The 17,167-nt window shown below is 70.7% G+C and carries 20 protein-coding genes and 1 pseudogene; 11 read left to right on the top strand and 10 right to left on the bottom strand.

Annotated features, from left to right (window positions below; all coding sequences use genetic code 11):
• From AB8735_RS39785 to AB8735_RS39745, 9 genes and pseudogenes are all read right to left on the bottom strand, one after another.
• Positions 1–2,270: pseudogene (locus AB8735_RS39785) on the bottom strand (hypothetical protein); the annotation flags it as partial.
• Between the two features lie 299 nt (positions 2,271–2,569).
• Complete coding sequence (locus tag AB8735_RS39780) at positions 2,570–3,868, bottom strand: hypothetical protein (protein ID WP_372412854.1); 1,299 nt, start codon at positions 3,866–3,868, stop codon at positions 2,570–2,572.
• A gap of 199 nt (positions 3,869–4,067) precedes the next feature.
• Positions 4,068–4,283, bottom strand: coding sequence for a hypothetical protein (locus AB8735_RS39775; protein ID WP_372412853.1), 216 nt, complete (start codon positions 4,281–4,283; stop codon positions 4,068–4,070).
• Between the two features lie 2 nt (positions 4,284–4,285).
• Positions 4,286–4,600 carry a hypothetical protein gene (locus AB8735_RS39770; RefSeq protein WP_372412851.1) on the bottom strand — a complete coding sequence of 105 codons (315 nt, stop codon included), beginning with the start codon at positions 4,598–4,600 and terminating at the stop codon, positions 4,286–4,288.
• A gap of 1 nt (position 4,601) precedes the next feature.
• A complete protein-coding gene (locus AB8735_RS39765) occupies positions 4,602–4,805 on the bottom strand; it encodes a hypothetical protein (RefSeq protein WP_372412850.1) in 204 nt (67 codons plus the stop codon).
• On the bottom strand, positions 4,802–5,092 hold the full coding sequence (locus AB8735_RS39760) for a hypothetical protein (protein WP_372412849.1): 291 nt from the start codon (positions 5,090–5,092) through the stop codon (positions 4,802–4,804). Before AB8735_RS39760 ends, AB8735_RS39765 begins: the two co-directional genes overlap by 4 nt.
• Entirely contained in the window at positions 5,089–5,688 is a 600-nt protein-coding gene (locus AB8735_RS39755; RefSeq protein WP_372412848.1) for a hypothetical protein, read from the bottom strand. Before AB8735_RS39755 ends, AB8735_RS39760 begins: the two co-directional genes overlap by 4 nt.
• A complete protein-coding gene (locus tag AB8735_RS39750; RefSeq protein WP_372412846.1) occupies positions 5,685–5,822 on the bottom strand; it encodes a hypothetical protein in 138 nt (45 codons plus the stop codon). Before AB8735_RS39750 ends, AB8735_RS39755 begins: the two co-directional genes overlap by 4 nt.
• Entirely contained in the window at positions 5,819–6,454 is a 636-nt protein-coding gene (locus tag AB8735_RS39745) for a sigma-70 family RNA polymerase sigma factor (RefSeq protein ID WP_372412845.1), read from the bottom strand. Before AB8735_RS39745 ends, AB8735_RS39750 begins: the two co-directional genes overlap by 4 nt.
• A gap of 193 nt (positions 6,455–6,647) precedes the next feature.
• Between AB8735_RS39745 and AB8735_RS39740 the strand changes: the two genes are divergently transcribed.
• The 5 genes from AB8735_RS39740 to AB8735_RS39720 all read left to right on the top strand — a co-directional run bounded on the left by AB8735_RS39740 (position 6,648) and on the right by AB8735_RS39720 (position 12,500).
• Positions 6,648–7,388 (top strand): GntR family transcriptional regulator, encoded by a 741-nt coding sequence (locus tag AB8735_RS39740; protein ID WP_372412844.1) that lies wholly within the window; start codon positions 6,648–6,650, stop codon positions 7,386–7,388.
• A 28-nt stretch (positions 7,389–7,416) separates the two neighbouring features.
• Positions 7,417–7,824 (top strand): GntR family transcriptional regulator, encoded by a 408-nt coding sequence (locus tag AB8735_RS39735; protein WP_372412842.1) that lies wholly within the window; start codon positions 7,417–7,419, stop codon positions 7,822–7,824.
• Between the two features lie 278 nt (positions 7,825–8,102).
• Entirely contained in the window at positions 8,103–11,702 is a 3,600-nt protein-coding gene (locus tag AB8735_RS39730) for a hypothetical protein (RefSeq protein ID WP_372412841.1), read from the top strand.
• A gap of 4 nt (positions 11,703–11,706) precedes the next feature.
• On the top strand, positions 11,707–12,282 hold the full coding sequence (locus AB8735_RS39725; RefSeq protein ID WP_372412839.1) for a hypothetical protein: 576 nt from the start codon (positions 11,707–11,709) through the stop codon (positions 12,280–12,282).
• A gap of 11 nt (positions 12,283–12,293) precedes the next feature.
• Entirely contained in the window at positions 12,294–12,500 is a 207-nt protein-coding gene (locus tag AB8735_RS39720) for a hypothetical protein (RefSeq protein ID WP_372412837.1), read from the top strand.
• A gap of 73 nt (positions 12,501–12,573) precedes the next feature.
• On the opposite strand, the gene AB8735_RS39715 is transcribed toward AB8735_RS39720, so the two are convergent.
• Positions 12,574–12,771 (bottom strand): hypothetical protein, encoded by a 198-nt coding sequence (locus AB8735_RS39715; protein WP_372412836.1) that lies wholly within the window; start codon positions 12,769–12,771, stop codon positions 12,574–12,576.
• A 238-nt stretch (positions 12,772–13,009) separates the two neighbouring features.
• On the opposite strand from AB8735_RS39715, the gene AB8735_RS39710 reads away from it, so the two are divergent.
• The 6 genes from AB8735_RS39710 to AB8735_RS39685 all read left to right on the top strand — a co-directional run bounded on the left by AB8735_RS39710 (position 13,010) and on the right by AB8735_RS39685 (position 16,959).
• Positions 13,010–13,789: a ParA family protein gene (locus AB8735_RS39710; protein WP_372412834.1), complete on the top strand. Its 780-nt coding sequence runs from the start codon at positions 13,010–13,012 to the stop codon at positions 13,787–13,789.
• Positions 13,786–14,193, top strand: coding sequence for a hypothetical protein (locus AB8735_RS39705; protein ID WP_372412832.1), 408 nt, complete (start codon positions 13,786–13,788; stop codon positions 14,191–14,193). Before AB8735_RS39710 ends, AB8735_RS39705 begins: the two co-directional genes overlap by 4 nt.
• A gap of 231 nt (positions 14,194–14,424) precedes the next feature.
• A complete protein-coding gene (locus tag AB8735_RS39700; RefSeq protein WP_372412831.1) occupies positions 14,425–15,624 on the top strand; it encodes a hypothetical protein in 1,200 nt (399 codons plus the stop codon).
• Positions 15,621–16,220, top strand: coding sequence for a hypothetical protein (locus AB8735_RS39695; protein ID WP_372412829.1), 600 nt, complete (start codon positions 15,621–15,623; stop codon positions 16,218–16,220). The genes AB8735_RS39700 and AB8735_RS39695 overlap by 4 nt, the downstream gene beginning before the upstream one ends.
• 19 nt (positions 16,221–16,239) lie before the next feature.
• A complete protein-coding gene (locus AB8735_RS39690) occupies positions 16,240–16,422 on the top strand; it encodes a hypothetical protein (RefSeq protein WP_372412827.1) in 183 nt (60 codons plus the stop codon).
• Positions 16,423–16,470: 48 nt separating this feature from the next.
• On the top strand, positions 16,471–16,959 hold the full coding sequence (locus tag AB8735_RS39685) for a hypothetical protein (RefSeq protein WP_372412826.1): 489 nt from the start codon (positions 16,471–16,473) through the stop codon (positions 16,957–16,959).
• The last annotated feature ends 208 nt before the right edge of the window (positions 16,960–17,167 follow it).

The following is a 17,167-nucleotide window of genomic DNA, read 5'->3' as shown; positions in this document are numbered from 1 at the left end:
TCGTGGGAGAGCTCGGCGATGGTGAGGAGGACGGGGCGCTGCGGGGCCCCCTGGGGGCCGCTGGGGGCGCCCTGGGCGGCCTGGCCGGGGATGAGCCGGAGCCTGTCACGCGGGGCTGTCACGCCGGGTGTCACGCCCTCCTGTGGCGTGACACCGTGACCTGCGGTTTCACTGTCCGGACCCCCCTGGGAACCCCCGTTCGGGCCTTCGGCGCCGGTGTCACGTGACACCCCTCGCAGGAGCGCCGGCGCCTCCTCCGCGGAGGGCGCGGGCGGGGCCGTGTAGAGGCCGTCGGTGCTGTAGCCGTGGGTTGCCCGCAGCTCCTTGTAGTAGGCCGTCAGAAGCTTGTACGCGTGCTGCTGGTTTTCGTCCTTGGTCAGTTCCGGCACCCACGGAACGTAGGGAACCTGAATTCGGGTAACTTCCCCGGTGTCGAGAACGAGGACCATGCGGCCCGCCTTTTTCTGGACAGGCGGCATCGGGATCGTCGTACCAATGATGCGCTTCCACTGGCGCTCGCTATAGCTCCCCATGATTTTGAGCGGGAAGAGGGGAACGAGACTGACGCCGCCGAATTGCGTGTCCTTGAAGTCCTGGAATACTGCAATGATGTGGACGTTGACTTCCCGGCCGAGCCGGAGGATTGTGGCTACTCCGTCACGCCAAACCGGGTCGCCGCTGGGCTCGCTCGATTTCTTGATTGCGGTGTATTCCTCTTTGAGGAGGTCCGCAAGCTGATTGGTTTCCTCCATGAACATGAAGAGCGGTTCGAAGGAGGTCCGGATTTTGTTCTTCTTCTCGTAGTTCCGCGCCTTGACGACTTCCGCGACCCACAGGAGAACCAAGCGCATGTCTTGGGGTGCTTCCGGGTTGATGTAGGAGTGGACGCCCTGAATTCCGATGAGAGGCGTCAGGCTCACCATTTTGGGGTCGAGCAGGATGATGATGCCGCGTTTCATCAGCATCTGAATTGCGAGCCACTGGAGCGTGGCGGATTTACCGCCACCCGAGCCGACCGACAGAGCCCAATGTGCCTGCTCGTCACTCATCTTCTGGATGATGGGCCGGTTGAATGTGTCCGGACCCAGGTAAAATTCGTCCGGCCCGAGGGCGGCGAGGATCTCCTGAACCTTGGGGTCCCAGATGTCGACGGCGGCCGGGGGCTCGGGGGTGGGCGCCGGCGGCTTGGGCGGCGGCTTGTGGGAGTACGTCGCGGTGAAGTGCTCGCCGGTGAAGCTGTAGCGGCCGACCCAGTCCCCCGGGATGCGGGAATTGAGGAGGTCGGTCACCTGCTGGCGCTCCCCCTCGGAGCCGCGGAACGTCCAGGGCAGCCGCAGCATGATGCGGGCGTCCTCGGCGGCCAGGCGCTCGGGCAGGCGGAGCCACTGCTCCCGGGGCTCGTCCTCGGGGAGGTGGAGGTCGTCGCGGAGGATCGCCCAGATCCGGGGGCCGTAGATCGCGTCGTCGCCGGGCGGCTTGGGCTTGAAGCGGACGGCGAGGGCGACGACGGCGGCGAGGGCGAGGGCAAGGAAGACGATGGTCCAGGTGCGCCAGGCCGGGATGGCGAGGCCGGCCGCGGTGGCGAGGAGGGCGATGCGGGCCAGGCTCCGGGCGGCGTACGGCCAGCGGTGCCACAGGCTCAGTACCCGGGCGATGTTCGCCACGACGGGCGCCACGGCGTTGAAGGCGGTCCGGATGCCGCGTCGGGCCTTCCCCGCCCAGCGCGCGCACCACAGAGCGGCGCGGACGGCCCGGCCCAGGGCAGTGGCAGCGCGCCCCTGGTAGGTCTCGATCCAGGCGGCGACGTCGCGGGCCCACGGCCGGGGCTGGCGGCGCTGGGGCTTGACCAGGTTGACCCTCGGCGGGGCGAGGGCGATGGAGCCGAGGTGGGCGGCGGGCGGGCCGGCGGGGTCGGTGGTGCGGGTGCCGGGGCGGAAGACTCCGGCGTCGCTGCGGGGGTCGCCCCACATCTCCCGGCCGAGGAGGAAGGCTCCGACCCAGCCGAGGGTGCTGCCCAGGGTCTTGAAGAGCCAGGCGAGGAACTTGCCGGTCAGGGTGTTGCCGCCGCGGAGCGCGCGGACGGTGCGCCGGTCGAGCAGGGCGCCGTTGCCGCGGCGGCCGTTGCCGAAGAGCAGGTAGGCGAGGAGGGCGGCGCCGACGATGAGGCCGGCGGTTCCTCCGGGGAGTGCGATGTCCGGCCCGCCGCCACCTTCGGGTGCGGGGCCGGAAGTCGCCGCGTAAACGGCGATGGGGTGGGTCAGGCTGTGCACGTTCCCCTCTTCCTGGTGAGGGGGGACCGCCCGTCCGGCAGGTGGTGTCCCTGCCAGGAGTGCCTGTCGGACGGGGCGATCCCCGGTCTGATGACCGCCGTGGGGTGTGATGGTCTCTCGCGGGTACGACATTGCGCCCCTTGTTTCTGGGGTGAACGCCGAGTCTGTATCTGTTTTGTGACGCTCAGTCACGGTGATGTGCATCACAACTACTCCCGGTAGACGGCCCAGTTGGCGGGGTCCGCACGATGCCGCCCGGACCGGACAGGGGCGTCCCTGCGGTCCGGGCGGCCGGCGGCCTAGAGGTACTGGCCGGGGTGCTCGGCGCCTTCCTGCTTCGCTTCGCGGACGTAGCGGGCGACGGTGGCGCGGTACTTCGGGTCGGCCGTCGTGCGCTGGAAGCGGTCCGCCAGGGCGCGGGCGATGTAGTCGGCGTCGGTCAGGCCGTCGGCCACGAGCTCCTTGACCGTGGCCGCCAGGGAGGCCGCGGGGCGCCGCTGGGGGGCCGGGTCGGGCTCGGGCTCGTCGGGCCCGGGGTCGGTGGTGGGGCGGATGTCCGGGCGGATCCGGCGGGCGGCGTCCGCGTCACTGACCTGGGCGGATACCGGCCGACGCGGATATCCGTTCTTCTCCGGGCGGATAATCCGCTCGAAATCCGCGTCGAATCCGCCGGTCTCCGGCCGTGCCGTGACGGCGTGGACTCGTGAGCTCACGGCGTCACGGCGTCGGCGGGCGCGGGTCGCGGCGTCGTAGACCTCCCTGACCGTCCAGCCGTCCGCGCGGGCCGCGTCGATCGCCTCGTCGGCCTCCTCGCTGACACCGGCGCCGGCGGCGGCGTCCTGGAGGATCGCGCGGACGGCGCGCGCCAGGGTGAGCTCGTCGCGGCCGGGCCCGTCGTCGACCACGTCCTCGAGGACGTCGGCCTCCAGGACGTCCGGCTCGACGGCGGGGCGGGCCGGGGTCAGGGCCTCGAACTCCCCGCGCAGCTGCTCGGCGGCCAGGATCTCCAGGGCGGCCTCGGCCTCGGCCTGGGCGGCCTGCCGGCGGACCCGGGCCAGGGCGCGGGTCGCGTTCGCGGCCGAGGTCTCCTGCTCCACCCAGTCGGCGTGGTCGGGGTTCAGGTCCACGTGGATGTGGCGCATGATCCCCATCCACAGAATCTTCGCGATGAGGGAGACGATCGCGCCGACGACGGCGAGCGGCACGTCGTCCCGGGTCATGCCGTGCCAGAACAGGCTGCCCATGGTGACGACGAGGAGGCCCCAGCCGAGGACCTGCGGGAACCGGCGCTTCTTCCGGTCGAACATCGCCAGACGCTCCAGCCCGATGTTCACCAGCCAGGCGAGATCGAAGATCGAGGCGACGGCGAGGCCGACGATGCCGCCGCCGAGGAGGTCGCCGATGGAGATGGTGGACCACACCACGGTGAAGAGGGTGAGGGCCAGGACGAGGACGACGAGGCCGCGGATGGTGACGGCCTGCCAGTCGCGGGGGAGCCGGGGCACCCGGACGGGCTCCATGCGGGTGGTGGTGTGGGTCTTGCCGTCCAAGGTGACCTCCCGGGTCACCGGGCGCTTCTCCGTCTTGTACTTCAGCACTTTCGATCAGGTCCTTTCAGCGCTTGCGGGCGGGGGCGAAGAGGGCGAAGAGGGCGAAGAGGGTGGCCAGGACGAGGCCGAAGATGTTGATCAGCGACAGCGTGACCAGCACGTATGCCATGACTGAGGGTCCTTCCTGGGTCCGTGGTGACGTCATGGACTCGTGGGCTCATGACGTCACCACGGGGGTACGGACGGGTTACTTCTGCGGGGTCTCACCGGCGGTGCGGTCGTGCTCGGCGCGGTGGGCGCGGGCGGTCCGGAGCGTGGCCGGGACGGCGAGGCCGTAGGCCACGGCCGAGCCGAGGCCGACCGCCACCAAGGCGTCCATTTCGTTCGCCGCGAGGACGGCGGTGCCGACCTGGACGGGAACGATGACGCCCAGGAGGAAGGCCAGGTACTGCTTGTGCGTCATGGTCACCACCACTTCCGCTCGGTGCGGCGGGCGACCTTCGCGGCGGCGGCCTCGGCCCCGGCCTTCTCCTTGGCCGCCTGGGCGGCGCTGATCTCGGAGCGGAGCCGGGCGGCGGCGCCGGACCAGGTGGTCTCGATGGTCCGGTCGGCCCGGCCGGTGCTCTTGCCCCGGGTGACCTGGACGCTGCCGACGACCCCGGCCGCCAGGATCGCGCGGCGCTCGGAGCCCTCCAGGGCCCACAGCTCCCGGTTCTCCACGGCGGCCAGCTTCCGCGCCGCCGTCTCGATGATCCGGTCGTACTGACGGGTGTTCGCCATGTCAGCCCCTCCTCGGGTACTTGTGGCCGGCGGGCGGGTACGGCTGCGCGGGGTCACCCGCGACGCCGAAGAGGACGACCTCCTCGAAGTCGCTCAAAGGCTCCAGGTGGTGCGGGTCTCGGGCCTCGCCGTAGGCGTCCAGGGCGTCCAGGAGGGCGCCGGTGCGGCGGTCGTCGTCGTCGCGGGTCTCGCGCCAGATGCTCACGACCGGCCCCTCTCCGCGTCGCCGGGGATGCCGGGCAGCGGGAGGCAGGTGTCCGGGTCGGCGTCCAGGAGGTGCCGTTGCTCGGCCAGTCCCCCGTCCGTCACCGGGTGCGCGATCTGGAGGTCGCGGAAGAGCTCCGCGGTGGCCACGTCCTCATCGGCCTGGGCGGTGCCCGGGTCCTCGTCAGCCCAAGGCGCGGGCAGCGACTGCCCAGCCGCCAGCACCCGGAAGAACTGCTCGACGGTCAGCGGGACGCCGGTGGGGATGTCGGACAGGTCGTGGCTCATGACTGGACCTCCTCGGTCTCGACGGCGGCGGTGGCCGGCGCCGGTGCGACGGGCGGGAGCGGGACGGTGATGGTCTGCCACGAGTCCGTGGCCAGCGGCTCCCCGCTCACCAAGGGGCTCCAGGTCTGGGGCTCGCCCAGGATGTGGTCGACGGCCGCATGGGCGTCGTCGCGGGTCTCGTGGATGCTCAGCGGCTGGCCGCCCCGGCACAGCACGTAGAACCAGCGGGTGCCCGGCGGCCGGATCGCGGCCAGCTTGGCCAGCGCTTCGTTGAGCGCGATGCGGAGCGCGTCCACCTCGGTCTCCAGGCCTGCGGCCTTGGCCTCGGCGGCCTTCTCGGCCTGGAGGGCGCCGGTCAGCGACTCGCGGAGCATGCCGACCTCGGTCTCCAGCTCGTCCGCGAGCTCGGCGTGCGCGTCGGCGGAGGCCAGGGCCTCGGAGGCCCGGTTGTAATTGGCCTCGGCCAGCCGGTCCGCCTCGGCGTACCGCTTCTCGCAGTCCAGGTAATCCATCAGGTAGCCGGTCGCGGCGGCGTCGACGTCGACGAGCTCGGCCGACAGGGCCCGCATCCTGCGGGCGGTGACGATGCGGATCACTTGCGGTCCCCCTTCTGGACGACGGCCTCACGGGCCTGCCGGGCGGCCTCGGCCGCGGCGGCGGCCTGGGCGGCCTGCTGGATGTGGTGGGCGGCGGCGGGCTCGGTGCTCGGGTCCACGGGCACGGCGATCACCCGGCCAGCGCGGCAAGCGCGCGGGAGTGCGGACAGACAGGCGCCGGGACGGGCTCCCGGCCGTCGCGCTCGTGCGGCGTGGGCCGCAGCGGCAGCACCGGCCGGTCGTCCTGGGCACGGAGCTTGCGGGCGGCGGAGTAGAGCTGCCGGGACACCGTGCCCTTGTGACGGCCGAGACGGGCACCGATCGCGGCCTGGCTCAAGCCCTGGGCCGCGAGCTTGAGGACGCGCGCCTCGGGCACGGTCAGCTCCGCGAGCACCAGAACGTCGGCCGACTCGTCCGCCGGCGGCACGGCCGGGAGTTGGCGGGACGCCACGGCATCCGTCCAGTCCCGGGGCTGCTCGGTCGTGCGCTTCAGGCGGTAGTGGTTGCGGGCGGCGGTCCGCACGACCGACATGAGCCACGGCATGGCGTGGTCGTCGTCGGCCCGGAGGCCGTTGATGTAGCGGCAGGCCAGCACCCAGGCGTCACCCGCGATGTCGGCGGCGTCGGCGGGGCGCTTGGCACGGGTCCCGGCACAGGCCAGGACCCGGCCGGAGTAGAGACGGAAGAGTCGGTCCAGACGCTCCGCAGATCCGGCCGAAAGCGGCTCGACCTGCGGAGAAGCGGGGCGTGCGACGATACGATCCATCACAGGATCGGTCCCTTCTGTGCATGCAGATGGGTTCGGTCTCAGGCCCTAGTCCGGAGGTGAGATGCCGGGCTGGGGCCGCACTCCGATAGTGCTAGAACACTCCCTGTGTGTCAACAACTAGAACGCTACCGAGTCACCCGATAGCATGTGAGACATAGCGATCAGAGCGTCAACAGGGAGAGGGACTGCCATGTCTCCGCGAATCGAGCGGACCCCGCCGTATATGCAGGTCGTGCAGCACTTCCGAAAGCAGATCATGGACGGAAGCCTCAAGGACGGGGACCGCCTCCCCGCCGTCCGGCAGATCGCCGAAGACTGGAATCTCGCCCACGCCACGGCCGCAAAGGTGTTGTCCACCCTCAGGGGCGAGGGGCTTGCCGAGTCGCTTCCAGGCGTCGGGACCATCGTCCGGCCCAGGCTTCACCGAGGAGCCACGGACCGAGCCCTCCGGATGTTGAGCACCGGCAAGATTTACGCCCCGAACGAGTACGCCGTCATCAAAGCCGCCGGCCTCGCGCCTGCCCCGGCTTGGGTCGCCGAAGTTCTCGACATCGAGGAAGGCTCTCAAGCCCTACGACGTGAGCGTGTGACACATGATGAGACGGGACCGATCTCCACATCCGTCTCCTGGTTCCGGGCAGAGCTGGCCGAGATGGCTCCCGCGCTCCTGTCCACCGAGCGCATCCCTGGCGGCACCCCGTCCGTCATCGAAACCGCGACCGGCCGCCGGACCCACATCATTGACGAGCGGAAGACCGTAGGCACCGCAACCCCTGCACAGGCAGAGGCCCTGGGGGTCGAGCCGGGCTCCCCCATCCTCGTGGGCCGCAACACGTACCGCGACGCGGAAGGCGAACCGATCGAGGCTGGTGAATCGTTGGCAGGGCCGGGCCGCTGGTTCTCCAACCGGTATGAGGTCACGACGCCATGACGTCACGAGGGGGGGGGAGAAAGCCCTGATGTCAGGGGACCCGACTAGTCAGGAGACAGGCGAGAACACCGGGTACGCCGAGATCGCCGCTTACTACCGCCAGAAGATCCAGGACGGGACCCTCACCCCAGGCGATGCCATGCCGTCGCTACGACAGGTCTGCGAGCACTTCGGTGTGGCACAAACCACGGCTAACCGTGCGTATCGGACGCTCAAAGCAGAGGGCCTGACCCTCCCGAAGTCAGGCGTGGGCACGGTCGTCGCGGAACCCACCAGCAACAACGTCACGACCCAGGTCCACGAGCAGGGCACAGACGAGAACTTCGCGGCCCTGCGGGACGAGCTAAAGGCAATGCGCGAGGAACAGCAGAAGGCAAACGCCCAGATCATCAAGTTGCTGTCTGGCCTTGTCGACAAGGACCCGAGCACCGACTGACCAGCCAATACGACCGGACGCAAGCTGTCCGGTACGGGGCGTAAGCTTCGCAACCACAAAACAAGATCCGTAAACGCGAAAACCCGCACCGGGTCTCTCTAGGGGTCGAAGCCTGGAGAGGTCGAAGTCCGGAAACGGGTTCGCGTTGACCTAGCAGTCACCGCCGAGTGTAAGGCAGCAGGCGGGAGATTTCTCCCCCCTGCTGTCCGGACCAGCCGGAAGTGGGAGACACCTCCCATCCTGAGTTACACAAGGTCGGTGGCCCAGAGAGAGGCCGCGTGACCCAGCAGAGCCCGCAGACCGAGGAGTCTGTGGAGATCCCCGCCCAGCAGGGCGGAGCGGGCGGTACCGTCCGCACCTTGAGCAAGGGGGGCAAGGTCCCCCAGACCGAACCGATCCCCGGCATGAAGCCCGGGTGGCTGTTCCGACAGTCCGATCGGATGATCTTGCACCGGTCGGTGAAGGACTCCCCCGCGCTCCCGATCGGCACCGTGCCGAAGGTGCTCGGGAAGATCACCTATCGGGATGCCGACCGACGGCATACGAAGATCGCCTACCTGATCGAGACCGAGGAGAGCTCCCGGATCGTCCAGGCCCACCAGATCCTGGACGGGACCTGGGCGGATGTCGTCGGGCGGGACCGGCCGGTGGGCCGGGACGAGTGCCAGGCATACGCGAAGGTCATGTCGGTGGACGTGCGTGAGGCGCCGGAGATGCCGTCCATCCCCGTCAAGGACAAGGACGGCGGCCTCACTCTTCCGGGGCCGGATTCTCAGGACCTCGGCTACATGCGCACGGGTGACCCTGACGAGGACGCGGCCCTGGCGGCCTGGCGCCGGATCGCGGAGCTTGCCATGGCGGCGCCGCGGACGACGTTGGGGCTGTCAGCGTTCTTCGCGGCCCCGCTCACGTCCTCGCTCCGCTCGATCCACACCCACGTGCTGGTGCTGTACGGGTCGGGCCAGCAGGGCAAGTCCACGCTCCAGAAGGTCCAGGCCGGGGCGATGGGCAACCCGGGCACCACCTACAAGATCTTCGGTGCGCTGAACACCACGGCCCATGCTCTGCCCGAGCACCTCATCTCCGCCCGGTACCTGCCCATGACCCGGGAGGAGCTGTCCTCCGGGGGCTGGAGCCCGAAGGAGATCCAGGCGATGGTGAGCCGGATCCTGGGCGGCGCCCGCCGTGACCGGCTCGACCAGTCCGGCGGCCTGCGCTCCAGCATCGGGACCTTCCACTCCATGCTGTGCGTCTCCGCGAACGAGAGCCTGCTGATGCCGGGTCAGCCGGAGTCGTACGCCTCCCGCGTGATCGAGCTGCACGAGCCGTTCTTCGCCTCGGCCGCCGCCTCCGACGAGGCCGTCGCCCTGTCCGAGCAGTTCCACGGCTGGCCGCTGGTCTGGGCCGAGCGCGCCGGGATGTTCTCCGCCGACCGCATCAAGGAATGGCGTGCGCTGCACGACCAGGTCACCCGGCGGCTCAGCAGCGCGGACAGCGGCATCCCGTTCACGCTCGCGCGGACGATGTCCCAGTGGGTGGTGGGCGGATACATGCTCGGGGAGCTGCTGGGCCTGCCGCAGATGGGTGAGGTGGCGTTCGAGGACGCGCGGACCGAGTTCCCGCGGGTGACCGACTCGGCGGCGGTGAACAACGTGTCGTCGGGTCAGCGGGTGTGGGAGGTGGTGGCCGGCGCCATCGCGATGCACCCGGCGATGTGGCTGACCGACCACGTTCTGACCAGCGACGGGGACGCGGCGGAGTTCAAGCCGCGGGACGTGCTGGGGTACTGGTACAAGAACGGCACGACGGACCGGTCCGAGCTGCACGTGTACGGCGAGGCCCTGAAGCGGATGGGCCTGGAGGCCGGGGTGGTCCTGGCGCCGGGCCTGGGGGAGCTGAAGCGGCGGGGGATCCTGCGGGTGACCCAGCCGCGGGGGTTCAAGTCGAAGCCGCCCACCCGGAAGCTGCGGGAGCGGGTGCAGGACATGGTCTACATCTTCGACGTGGACGCAGGCCGGGACGCCTGGGAGCCCGCCGAGGACGCGATCGTGCACGAGGTCGTGCCCGCTCCGGCGGACGACTCCCCGATCGCCCGGGCGGAGCGGGCGGCGTTGGAGCGGTCCTCCGCGCTGGCCCCCCCCGCCGCCGCTGCTGGCCCGGCCCCGGCCGAAGGGGCCACGGGTTCACGGGCTCATGACGTCACAAGTGCGGCTCCGGCGCTGGTGGCACCGCCGAAACCGGTCGCGGCACCGTTCGTTCCCTACCCGAAGCCGGTCCCTGCCGTGACGGACCAGGAGTGGGCCGACCTCGAGGCGCGGGCGGGCTCGGGCGGGCGGACCCGCGACGCTGTGCGGCTCGGCGTGCTCGGCGCGGACGGGCTCTACCTGCCCAACTGCGAGCCGGTGCGGGGCGTGCGCCGCCCCGCCTCGGTCGACGACGTGCCGGAGCTCATGGCCGCGTACGGGCTCAAGACCCTCTACCTGTACAACGACATGCTGGACGTCCTCGGGCTGCCCGCGTTCGACCCCCGGAAGGTCGGCGGGCCGCAGGCGCCGGCGGCGTGCGAGTGGGGGGTGCCCGGTCCGGCGGTCGCGAAGATGCAACCCGCCTCGGGGGTGTCGTGCTGGATGACGCTGACGACCCCGGAGGGGAAGCGGCTGAACCTGGCGATCCCGGCGTACGAGTCGCGGTTCGACAAGCTCGGGCTGCCCGGCCGGGGCGGGTTCGGCGGTGCGGAGTCCGCGGCCGTGATGCTGGACGCGCTCATGGTCTACCTGCTGTCGACCCGTCACGGGCCGGAGGACCGGCCGAAGGTGATCCCCTTCTACCTCGGGCCGAACAAGACGGCCGAGGATTTCGCCGGCGGCCTGGACCGTGAGGACGTCGTCTCCCCGCTCGTCCGGGCGATGGCGAGGCCGGGCGACCACCAGGAGGACGGGCCGAAGCGGTTCCAGCGCTGGTCCGGGCCGCTGGCCGAGGCGATGAACGCGCGGACGATGGTCTCGCCGCAGTGGGCGCGGGTGCCGAACCTCGCGGAGGAGCAGGAGCCGTACCTGCACAAGTTCGACCGGGTGGCCGCGTGGCTGCCCGCGTTCAACACCGTGGTGCTGGGCGTCGGGGACCCGACCCACCATGAGCAGGGGCGGGAGTACGACCCGCTGAAGGCCGGGATGTGGCGGGTGGCCGCCGTTCCGCCGGTGAAGGGCGGGGTGTTCGAGGGGCTGCCGCCGCTGGTGTTCTCCAAGGCGTCCGAGGGCGGGTTCTGGCTGTTCAACCCGGACATGGACCTGCTCATGGAGCTGTTCCCCCACTGGTGCCCCGAGATCGTGGAGGCGTGGGTCTGGGAGACCTCGAAGCGGCCGTTGACCGGGATGTACAAGAAGTTGCTCGCCATGCGGCGGTATGTGCTGCGGTGCCAGGAGGAGGGCCGTCCCGGGGCCCGGTGGGTGAAGGGGATCCACGGGCGCCTGTACCAGTCCTTCCGCGGCTACCTGGGGCGTAACGACCCCAAGCGCGACCACGAGACCGGCGACGTCTACGAGCGGGACATCTACTGGAGGCCGGACTGGGCGAAGGCCATCATGGCGCTCGCCAACGCCAACACCTTCCGCGCGCTGCACAAGTACGCGACGGAGGACGGCCGCTACCCGCTGTCGCTGTACATCGACGCCGCGACCTACACCAGCGAGCACCCGGACCCCAAGCAGGCCAAGCCTGCCGGGATGCGGCTGGGCAACGTCTCCGGGACCTGGAGCTCCGAGGGCGTGATCCCGCTCGCCGACGTCATCGACCGGCTCAAGACGTCCGGCGACCCCGAGGGCGACAACGCCCACACCGTGATGCGCGAGTACCTGGCCCAGCGGAAGCAGGAGGGCTGAACCGATGGCGAAGTGGTGGAAGTTCGGCCTGGGCCGGGGCAAGGGCAGCGAGGAAGAGGGCCGTCCGGCCGAGGCCCCGCCGGCCGCCGAACCGGCCGAACCGGCCGAACCCGCGGCGCCGAAGGCGGAGAAGGGGCCGGGGCTGCTGGGCCGTCTCTTCGGGCGCGGGAGGAAGAAGGAGGCCCCGCCGGAGGAGGCTCCCCCCACGGCACCGGCGGCGCCCCCGGCTCCCCCCGCGCCGCCCTCTCCCCCGGCCCCGCCGACACCGGCCGAGGGGCCCGAAGAGGGGCCGGAGGAAGGCGTCGAAGAGGCCCCGGAGCCCGAAGAGGAGCGGGTGTACCCCGACTCGGTGACGGCGTCCGTGGACGGCACGTGGGTGATCTCCGACAGCGTGTGGCACGGGGTGATCTCCGGGACCATGTACGGGGCCGACGCGAAAGCGTTCATCATCGCCATGGAGAAGGGCCGCGAGCACACCGCCATCGCCCTCCTCGCCCGCGCATACGACGACCAGGACATGGGCTTCGCCCGGTACCTGGACATCAAGTCGTCGTCCTGGGGAACCATCGACTACTCGTGAAGGAGCCAGGCATGAAGGCACCCGGGGTGAAGTCCACCGTCGAAGAAGCCGCAGAGGCCCTGGTCGCGGTCCGCCTGGACCGTGAGCATCCGCTGATCTACTGCGAGGACCAGACCGGCTGGGGGTTCTGTCTCACGTGCGGGAACACCGCCTGCGACGAGTGCCGACGGCGTCACGCCAATCGGCATCCCTGGTGCGACGACTGCGAAATCATCTGACCTAGGAGGACGGGCCCCGCCACGTGTTGGTGGGGCCCGTCTTGTGACGTCATGACGTCGTGGTGGCACGGCGTCATATCTCGCGGGCGGTGGCCGGCCCCTTCCCGAGACTCCGGCGGCCGGGGGCCCTTTCGGCGGCGGCCGTGGAGGGGATCGTCTCGGGGTTGGCTGCTGCCCGCTCGGCGGCGGTCGCTGCGGCGTCCCTCGAGGCGGGCAGGGCGGGGTAGGACGTGCTGCTCGGGCCCTGGCCGAGCGTGCGGCGGATCGTCATCGGGCCAGTGTCCCGCCCGTCTCCCGGAACTGGTGTGCTGGGTCCCCTGCAACGGGGCGTCCTGGGTCCGGCATGACGCTATATCGGCTTTGCCCTTGGGTCCCTGGGTCCTGGGTCCGGCGTTCTCCCAGGTGGGGGTCCTTCTGCTGGTGTCCTGGGTCCCTGGGTCCGGCTGGTGTTCTGATGTCGTGCACCCATGGACTCGTGACGTCATGTCAACCCTCTAAGCTGCGGTTCCATGGACATCATCACCATGGCGAACCAGAAAGGTGGTGTCGGCAAAACCGCCAACACCATCAACCTGGGCGCGGCCCTGGCCGAGCTCGGCCGTCGCGTGCTGCTGGTCGACTGGGACCCCCAGGGCCACATGACCGAAGCCCTCGGCATCGCCGAGAGTCCCGACGAGCGCACCCTCAAGGGCTGGGTGCTGGGGGAGTGCACCGGCGACCCGCGCGAGCTCCTGGTGCACTACCGCGAGCGGCTGCACGTGCTGCCGACGAACCTGGACATGTTCCTGCTCGACAAGGGGCTGTACCAGGTGAACGCCCGTGAGATGCGGCTCGCCCGGCTGCTGGAGCACTTCGAGGACGAGTACGACGTGTGCGTCATCGACGCGCCGCCGTCGCTCGGGGTGGGCACCGAGTGCGCGCTCATGGCCGCCCGTCAGCGGCCGGGCCGGCGGGGCGGGCTGGTGGTGCCGGTGGAGGCCGAGGACTCCAGCATCCGGGCCCTGCGGCTGCTGCTGCGTCAGGTCGCGATCCTGTCGACCGCGATGGACGTCCGGATCGACATCCTGGGCCTGGTCCCTAGCCGGTTCGATGTCCGGGACGGGGAGGTGGTCACCGGCATGCTGGAGGCGTTCCGCGGGCTCGGTGAGCCGCGGGTGATCGCGGAGATCAAGAAGCGGACGGACATCCGCAAGGCGTGGCGGGCGAAGGTTCCGGTGCTGGAGTACGACCCGAAGTGCGAGGCGTCCCAGTGGTACCGCGATTTGGCGAAGGTGGTGCTGGCCGCGTGAGCGCTGCACGGAGCACTCCGGGGCCGGACATGAGCGGCCTGACCGGGGACTGGAAGCGGCTCCAGGAGCTGCGCGACGGCAAGGAGCCGGCGGCCACGGAGCCGGAGGAGCCTGCCGTGCGGCCGGGCGGCGGGGAGGAGCAGGAGAAGCCGCCCGCTCCTCGTAAGTCTCGGGCGGGGCGGACCCGTGGGGGCCGGCGTCCGCCGCCCGCCGCCGCCGACGCGATCCCGACGACGGTCCGCTTCGATCCGGAGGAGTCGGTGGAGCTGGACTTCTTTGTGCTGGAGCTGCGGGACGACGCCGGGCGGCGCTCGCTCGACAAGGCCGAGGTGATACGAGAAGTGCTCCGGCTGGCCCGGGAGCACGAGCCGACGAAGAAGGCGTTGCTGAAGCGGCTTCGCTGACCGACGGGTGCAACGCAGGGGCTGCAACGCGACTGTGCAACAGGGTCGTGTTGCAGCCCTGACCTGTGTAAATGGCCGTTTCAGGTCGTTGGTGGGGGCCGTGTTGCAGGGTCTTTTGTGACGTCATGAGGTCATGGGCTCTTGACGTCATGACGAAGGTTTTCGGCCAACCTGGACGATCAATGTCAATCTGATTGACGGTCTACCCGCCGGAGGAGCAACCTGGTTGACATGACGAGGAAGCCGAACGCCCCGACCGTCACCGTCCACGAGGTCACCGACGCCGACCTCCCGCCGGTCCCCGACCAGGCCGCCATCCAGGCATGGCTCGACAGCAACGGCACCAACGGCCCGCGCCCGCTCGGTACCGCCGCCGGGCACTACCAGCACATCGTCCTCAACACCGTGACCGGAGAGCTGTCCTTCCACTGCTCCGACTACCGCCGCAGCGAACGAGGGAAGGACTACTACCCCGGCACCCTGTTCCCTCCCCGCGACTGGCAGGGCGTCCCGCCCGTCCTCTACTGGACCATCGACTCCGGGAACGGCGAGCGTCCGCACCACGACGCCGCCGAAGGCAACGCCTTCGCTCACGAGCTGGCGCCCCTCGCCCAGAAGCTCCTCGACAGCCTCCTGCCCGTCCCCGGCACGGACGACCTCGACTGGTCCGCCGACGCCGCATCCGCCGGCCTCGACATCGCCCAGGCATGCCACCGCTCCCGCAAGGCCCCCGAGGGACGCCGCCCGTGGCTGCTCGATTTCAGCAGGGTCTGGGCCGCCTTCCCCGAGCTCATCCATCCCGGCTGGGCGGACGCCCCGGACAAGGTCCTGGACGACGAGGCCGGGTACATCGCCCGCCTTGGCCTGTTGCCCGACGGCGACGACCACCCCGACATCGCCGGGTTCTACGGCATCAGCGAGGAGGACGCCAACCGCTTCCACGCAGGCATGGTGGGCACCCGCGCGTACCTCTACGGGTACCGCGCCGAGAAGGCCCAGAACCGGCGCCCCACCGACGCCTTCTACTGGCTGGTCGAGTCCGGCCGCGTCAACCTCGCCCGCCACGTCACCGCCGACGACCTCGACTCCGACCTCGAACGCATCGCCCGGGAGGAGCAGGAGCGCGCCACCGTCCTCGGCATCAAGCTCGTGGGGACCATGGAGGTCCTGCGGGAGTTCCGCGGAGAGCTGCGTCACCGGCTCCTCGAGGAGCTGGAGCTCTTCGCCGGGGCCCGTCAGGATGCCGAGGTCACCCTCAAGCGCCACCGGGCCGCGGTGACCAGCCGCCTCGCCCAGATCATGAGCTGGGACGACCCCGCATACAGCCGCAACGACGCCGAGCTCGGCCGGCGCGCGCGCATCACCCGGCAGGCCGTGAACAAGCTCCGCAGCTCGTTTGACGACGACCCGACCGTCGAGCAGGACCGGTGACCGCCGTGACCGAGCAGCAGCCCGTGGACCTGGACACGATCGAGGACATCCGCGTCACCCAGGAGAACCGGCTCACCCCGCAGCAGATCGCCCGGGGGTTGGCCTTCCACGAGGCCGCCCACGCCGTCATCGGGATGGCGGCCGGCATGCCGCTGGTCCGCACCCGGATCGTCCGCACCACCCAGGACGGCCGCCCCGTCCTCAGCGGCGCCACCGCCTGGGCCCCCAACTCGGCCCAGCCCTTCGACTTCGCGGTCATGAGCCTGGCCGGGCAGACCGCCGACCTCCGCCAGCTCGCCGAGGCCGGCCTCCTCACCGCACAGACCGCCGCCTGGGCCGACTCCGCCCACGACCGCCACCTCGCCACCACCGGCCTGGCGACCATCGGGTACGAGATCCGCCCCAGCGGACCGGCCCCCGCCTACGGCACGACCTGGGCCGCCGTCGCCGACGAGGCCGAACGCCGCGTCACCGCCCTGTGGCCCCAGATCACCGCCGTCGCCCAGGCCATGCTCACCGCGGCCAACGAGACCGTCACCGCTGCCGAGGCCGAGGCCCTGACCGGCATCCCCAATCCCGCCCCGTACCAGCACTGACGACACCGAGGGAGACCCGATGTTCACCGGAACCGCCGCCGAACTCGCCGACCGCGAGCGCCAGGCCCGCGCCATCGCCGAGCAGATCGCCGCCCTCCTCACCAAGGCCGGACAGCTCGGCCTCGGCCCCGCCTTCGGCTCCATCACGATCCCCGGCGCCGGGGAGATCCGCCCCACCGGCGACGAGTGGACCCTCCGCTAGACCCCTCAAGGCACGGGCGTCCGCCCCTGACCACCTCCAGGAGCCACCATGACCAACACCACCCGCCGTTGCGCCGCCGCCCACCCCGACGACCCCACCCCCTGCGTCGGCCCGCACGACGCCGTCCTCGTCCTCGACCGCAACAACCACGGCGCCAACGGATGCGAGCACCACGGCGCCCGGCTCCTCGCCTCTCTCGTCGGCGGCCGCGTCGTCTCCGGCAGCGTCGACGGCGCCGCCATCCGCGTCCACAAAGCCGCCGGTGCCACCGAGCCGAGCCAGCGCAGCCACGCCGAGAACCGCCACCCGGCCATCGACATGAACGACCCGCTCGTCCTCACCGCGCTCCAGGCGGTCCGCCGCCACTTCGCCACCACGCGGGCCGCGCTCTCCGAGCCCGACCCCGGCCAGGCCGAGGCCGCCCTCGCCGCCTCCTCCCGCGAGGCCCACGACGCGCTCGCCGCGGCCGGCCTCTCCGACCTCCCCAACGGGATACTGCTCCGCCTCGTCGCCACCCGCCTCGGCTACCAGCCGTAGACCTGACGCACTGCTTTTCCACGCTAAACCCCCCTCGAATTCCCCCTCCCAATACACGGGAGGGGGAATTCTGCGTCCAGGCCCCGCCCTCCCCAAACCGACACGCTGAGCAACCACCCGACGTGCCACACATCAGGGAGGACGTGCCACACACCCCCGAACCAGCCCGTGCCACACATGCGTGGCACGGGCCGCACCCCCTCTGACC

This window comes from Streptomyces luteireticuli, assembly GCF_041519305.1.
GTDB classification, from domain to species: domain Bacteria; phylum Actinomycetota; class Actinomycetes; order Streptomycetales; family Streptomycetaceae; genus Streptomyces; species Streptomyces luteireticuli.
The sequence above is the reverse complement of the archived record's forward strand: the minus strand, read 5'-3'. Positions and strand labels throughout refer to the sequence as shown.

Coding starts and splice junctions, on each gene's coding strand:
- AB8735_RS39775 (WP_372412853.1), bottom strand. CDS start 4,283: ATGACGCACAAGCAGTACCTGGCCTTCCTCCTGGGCGTCATCGTTCCC.
- AB8735_RS39770 (WP_372412851.1), bottom strand. CDS start 4,600: ATGGCGAACACCCGTCAGTACGACCGGATCATCGAGACGGCGGCGCGG.
- AB8735_RS39760 (WP_372412849.1), bottom strand. CDS start 5,092: ATGAGCCACGACCTGTCCGACATCCCCACCGGCGTCCCGCTGACCGTC.
- AB8735_RS39745 (WP_372412845.1), bottom strand. CDS start 6,454: ATGGATCGTATCGTCGCACGCCCCGCTTCTCCGCAGGTCGAGCCGCTT.
- AB8735_RS39740 (WP_372412844.1), top strand. CDS start 6,648: ATGTCTCCGCGAATCGAGCGGACCCCGCCGTATATGCAGGTCGTGCAG.
- AB8735_RS39735 (WP_372412842.1), top strand. CDS start 7,417: ATGTCAGGGGACCCGACTAGTCAGGAGACAGGCGAGAACACCGGGTAC.
- AB8735_RS39725 (WP_372412839.1), top strand. CDS start 11,707: ATGGCGAAGTGGTGGAAGTTCGGCCTGGGCCGGGGCAAGGGCAGCGAG.
- AB8735_RS39720 (WP_372412837.1), top strand. CDS start 12,294: ATGAAGGCACCCGGGGTGAAGTCCACCGTCGAAGAAGCCGCAGAGGCC.
- AB8735_RS39715 (WP_372412836.1), bottom strand. CDS start 12,771: ATGACGATCCGCCGCACGCTCGGCCAGGGCCCGAGCAGCACGTCCTAC.
- AB8735_RS39710 (WP_372412834.1), top strand. CDS start 13,010: ATGGACATCATCACCATGGCGAACCAGAAAGGTGGTGTCGGCAAAACC.
- AB8735_RS39700 (WP_372412831.1), top strand. CDS start 14,425: ATGACGAGGAAGCCGAACGCCCCGACCGTCACCGTCCACGAGGTCACC.
- AB8735_RS39690 (WP_372412827.1), top strand. CDS start 16,240: ATGTTCACCGGAACCGCCGCCGAACTCGCCGACCGCGAGCGCCAGGCC.
- AB8735_RS39685 (WP_372412826.1), top strand. CDS start 16,471: ATGACCAACACCACCCGCCGTTGCGCCGCCGCCCACCCCGACGACCCC.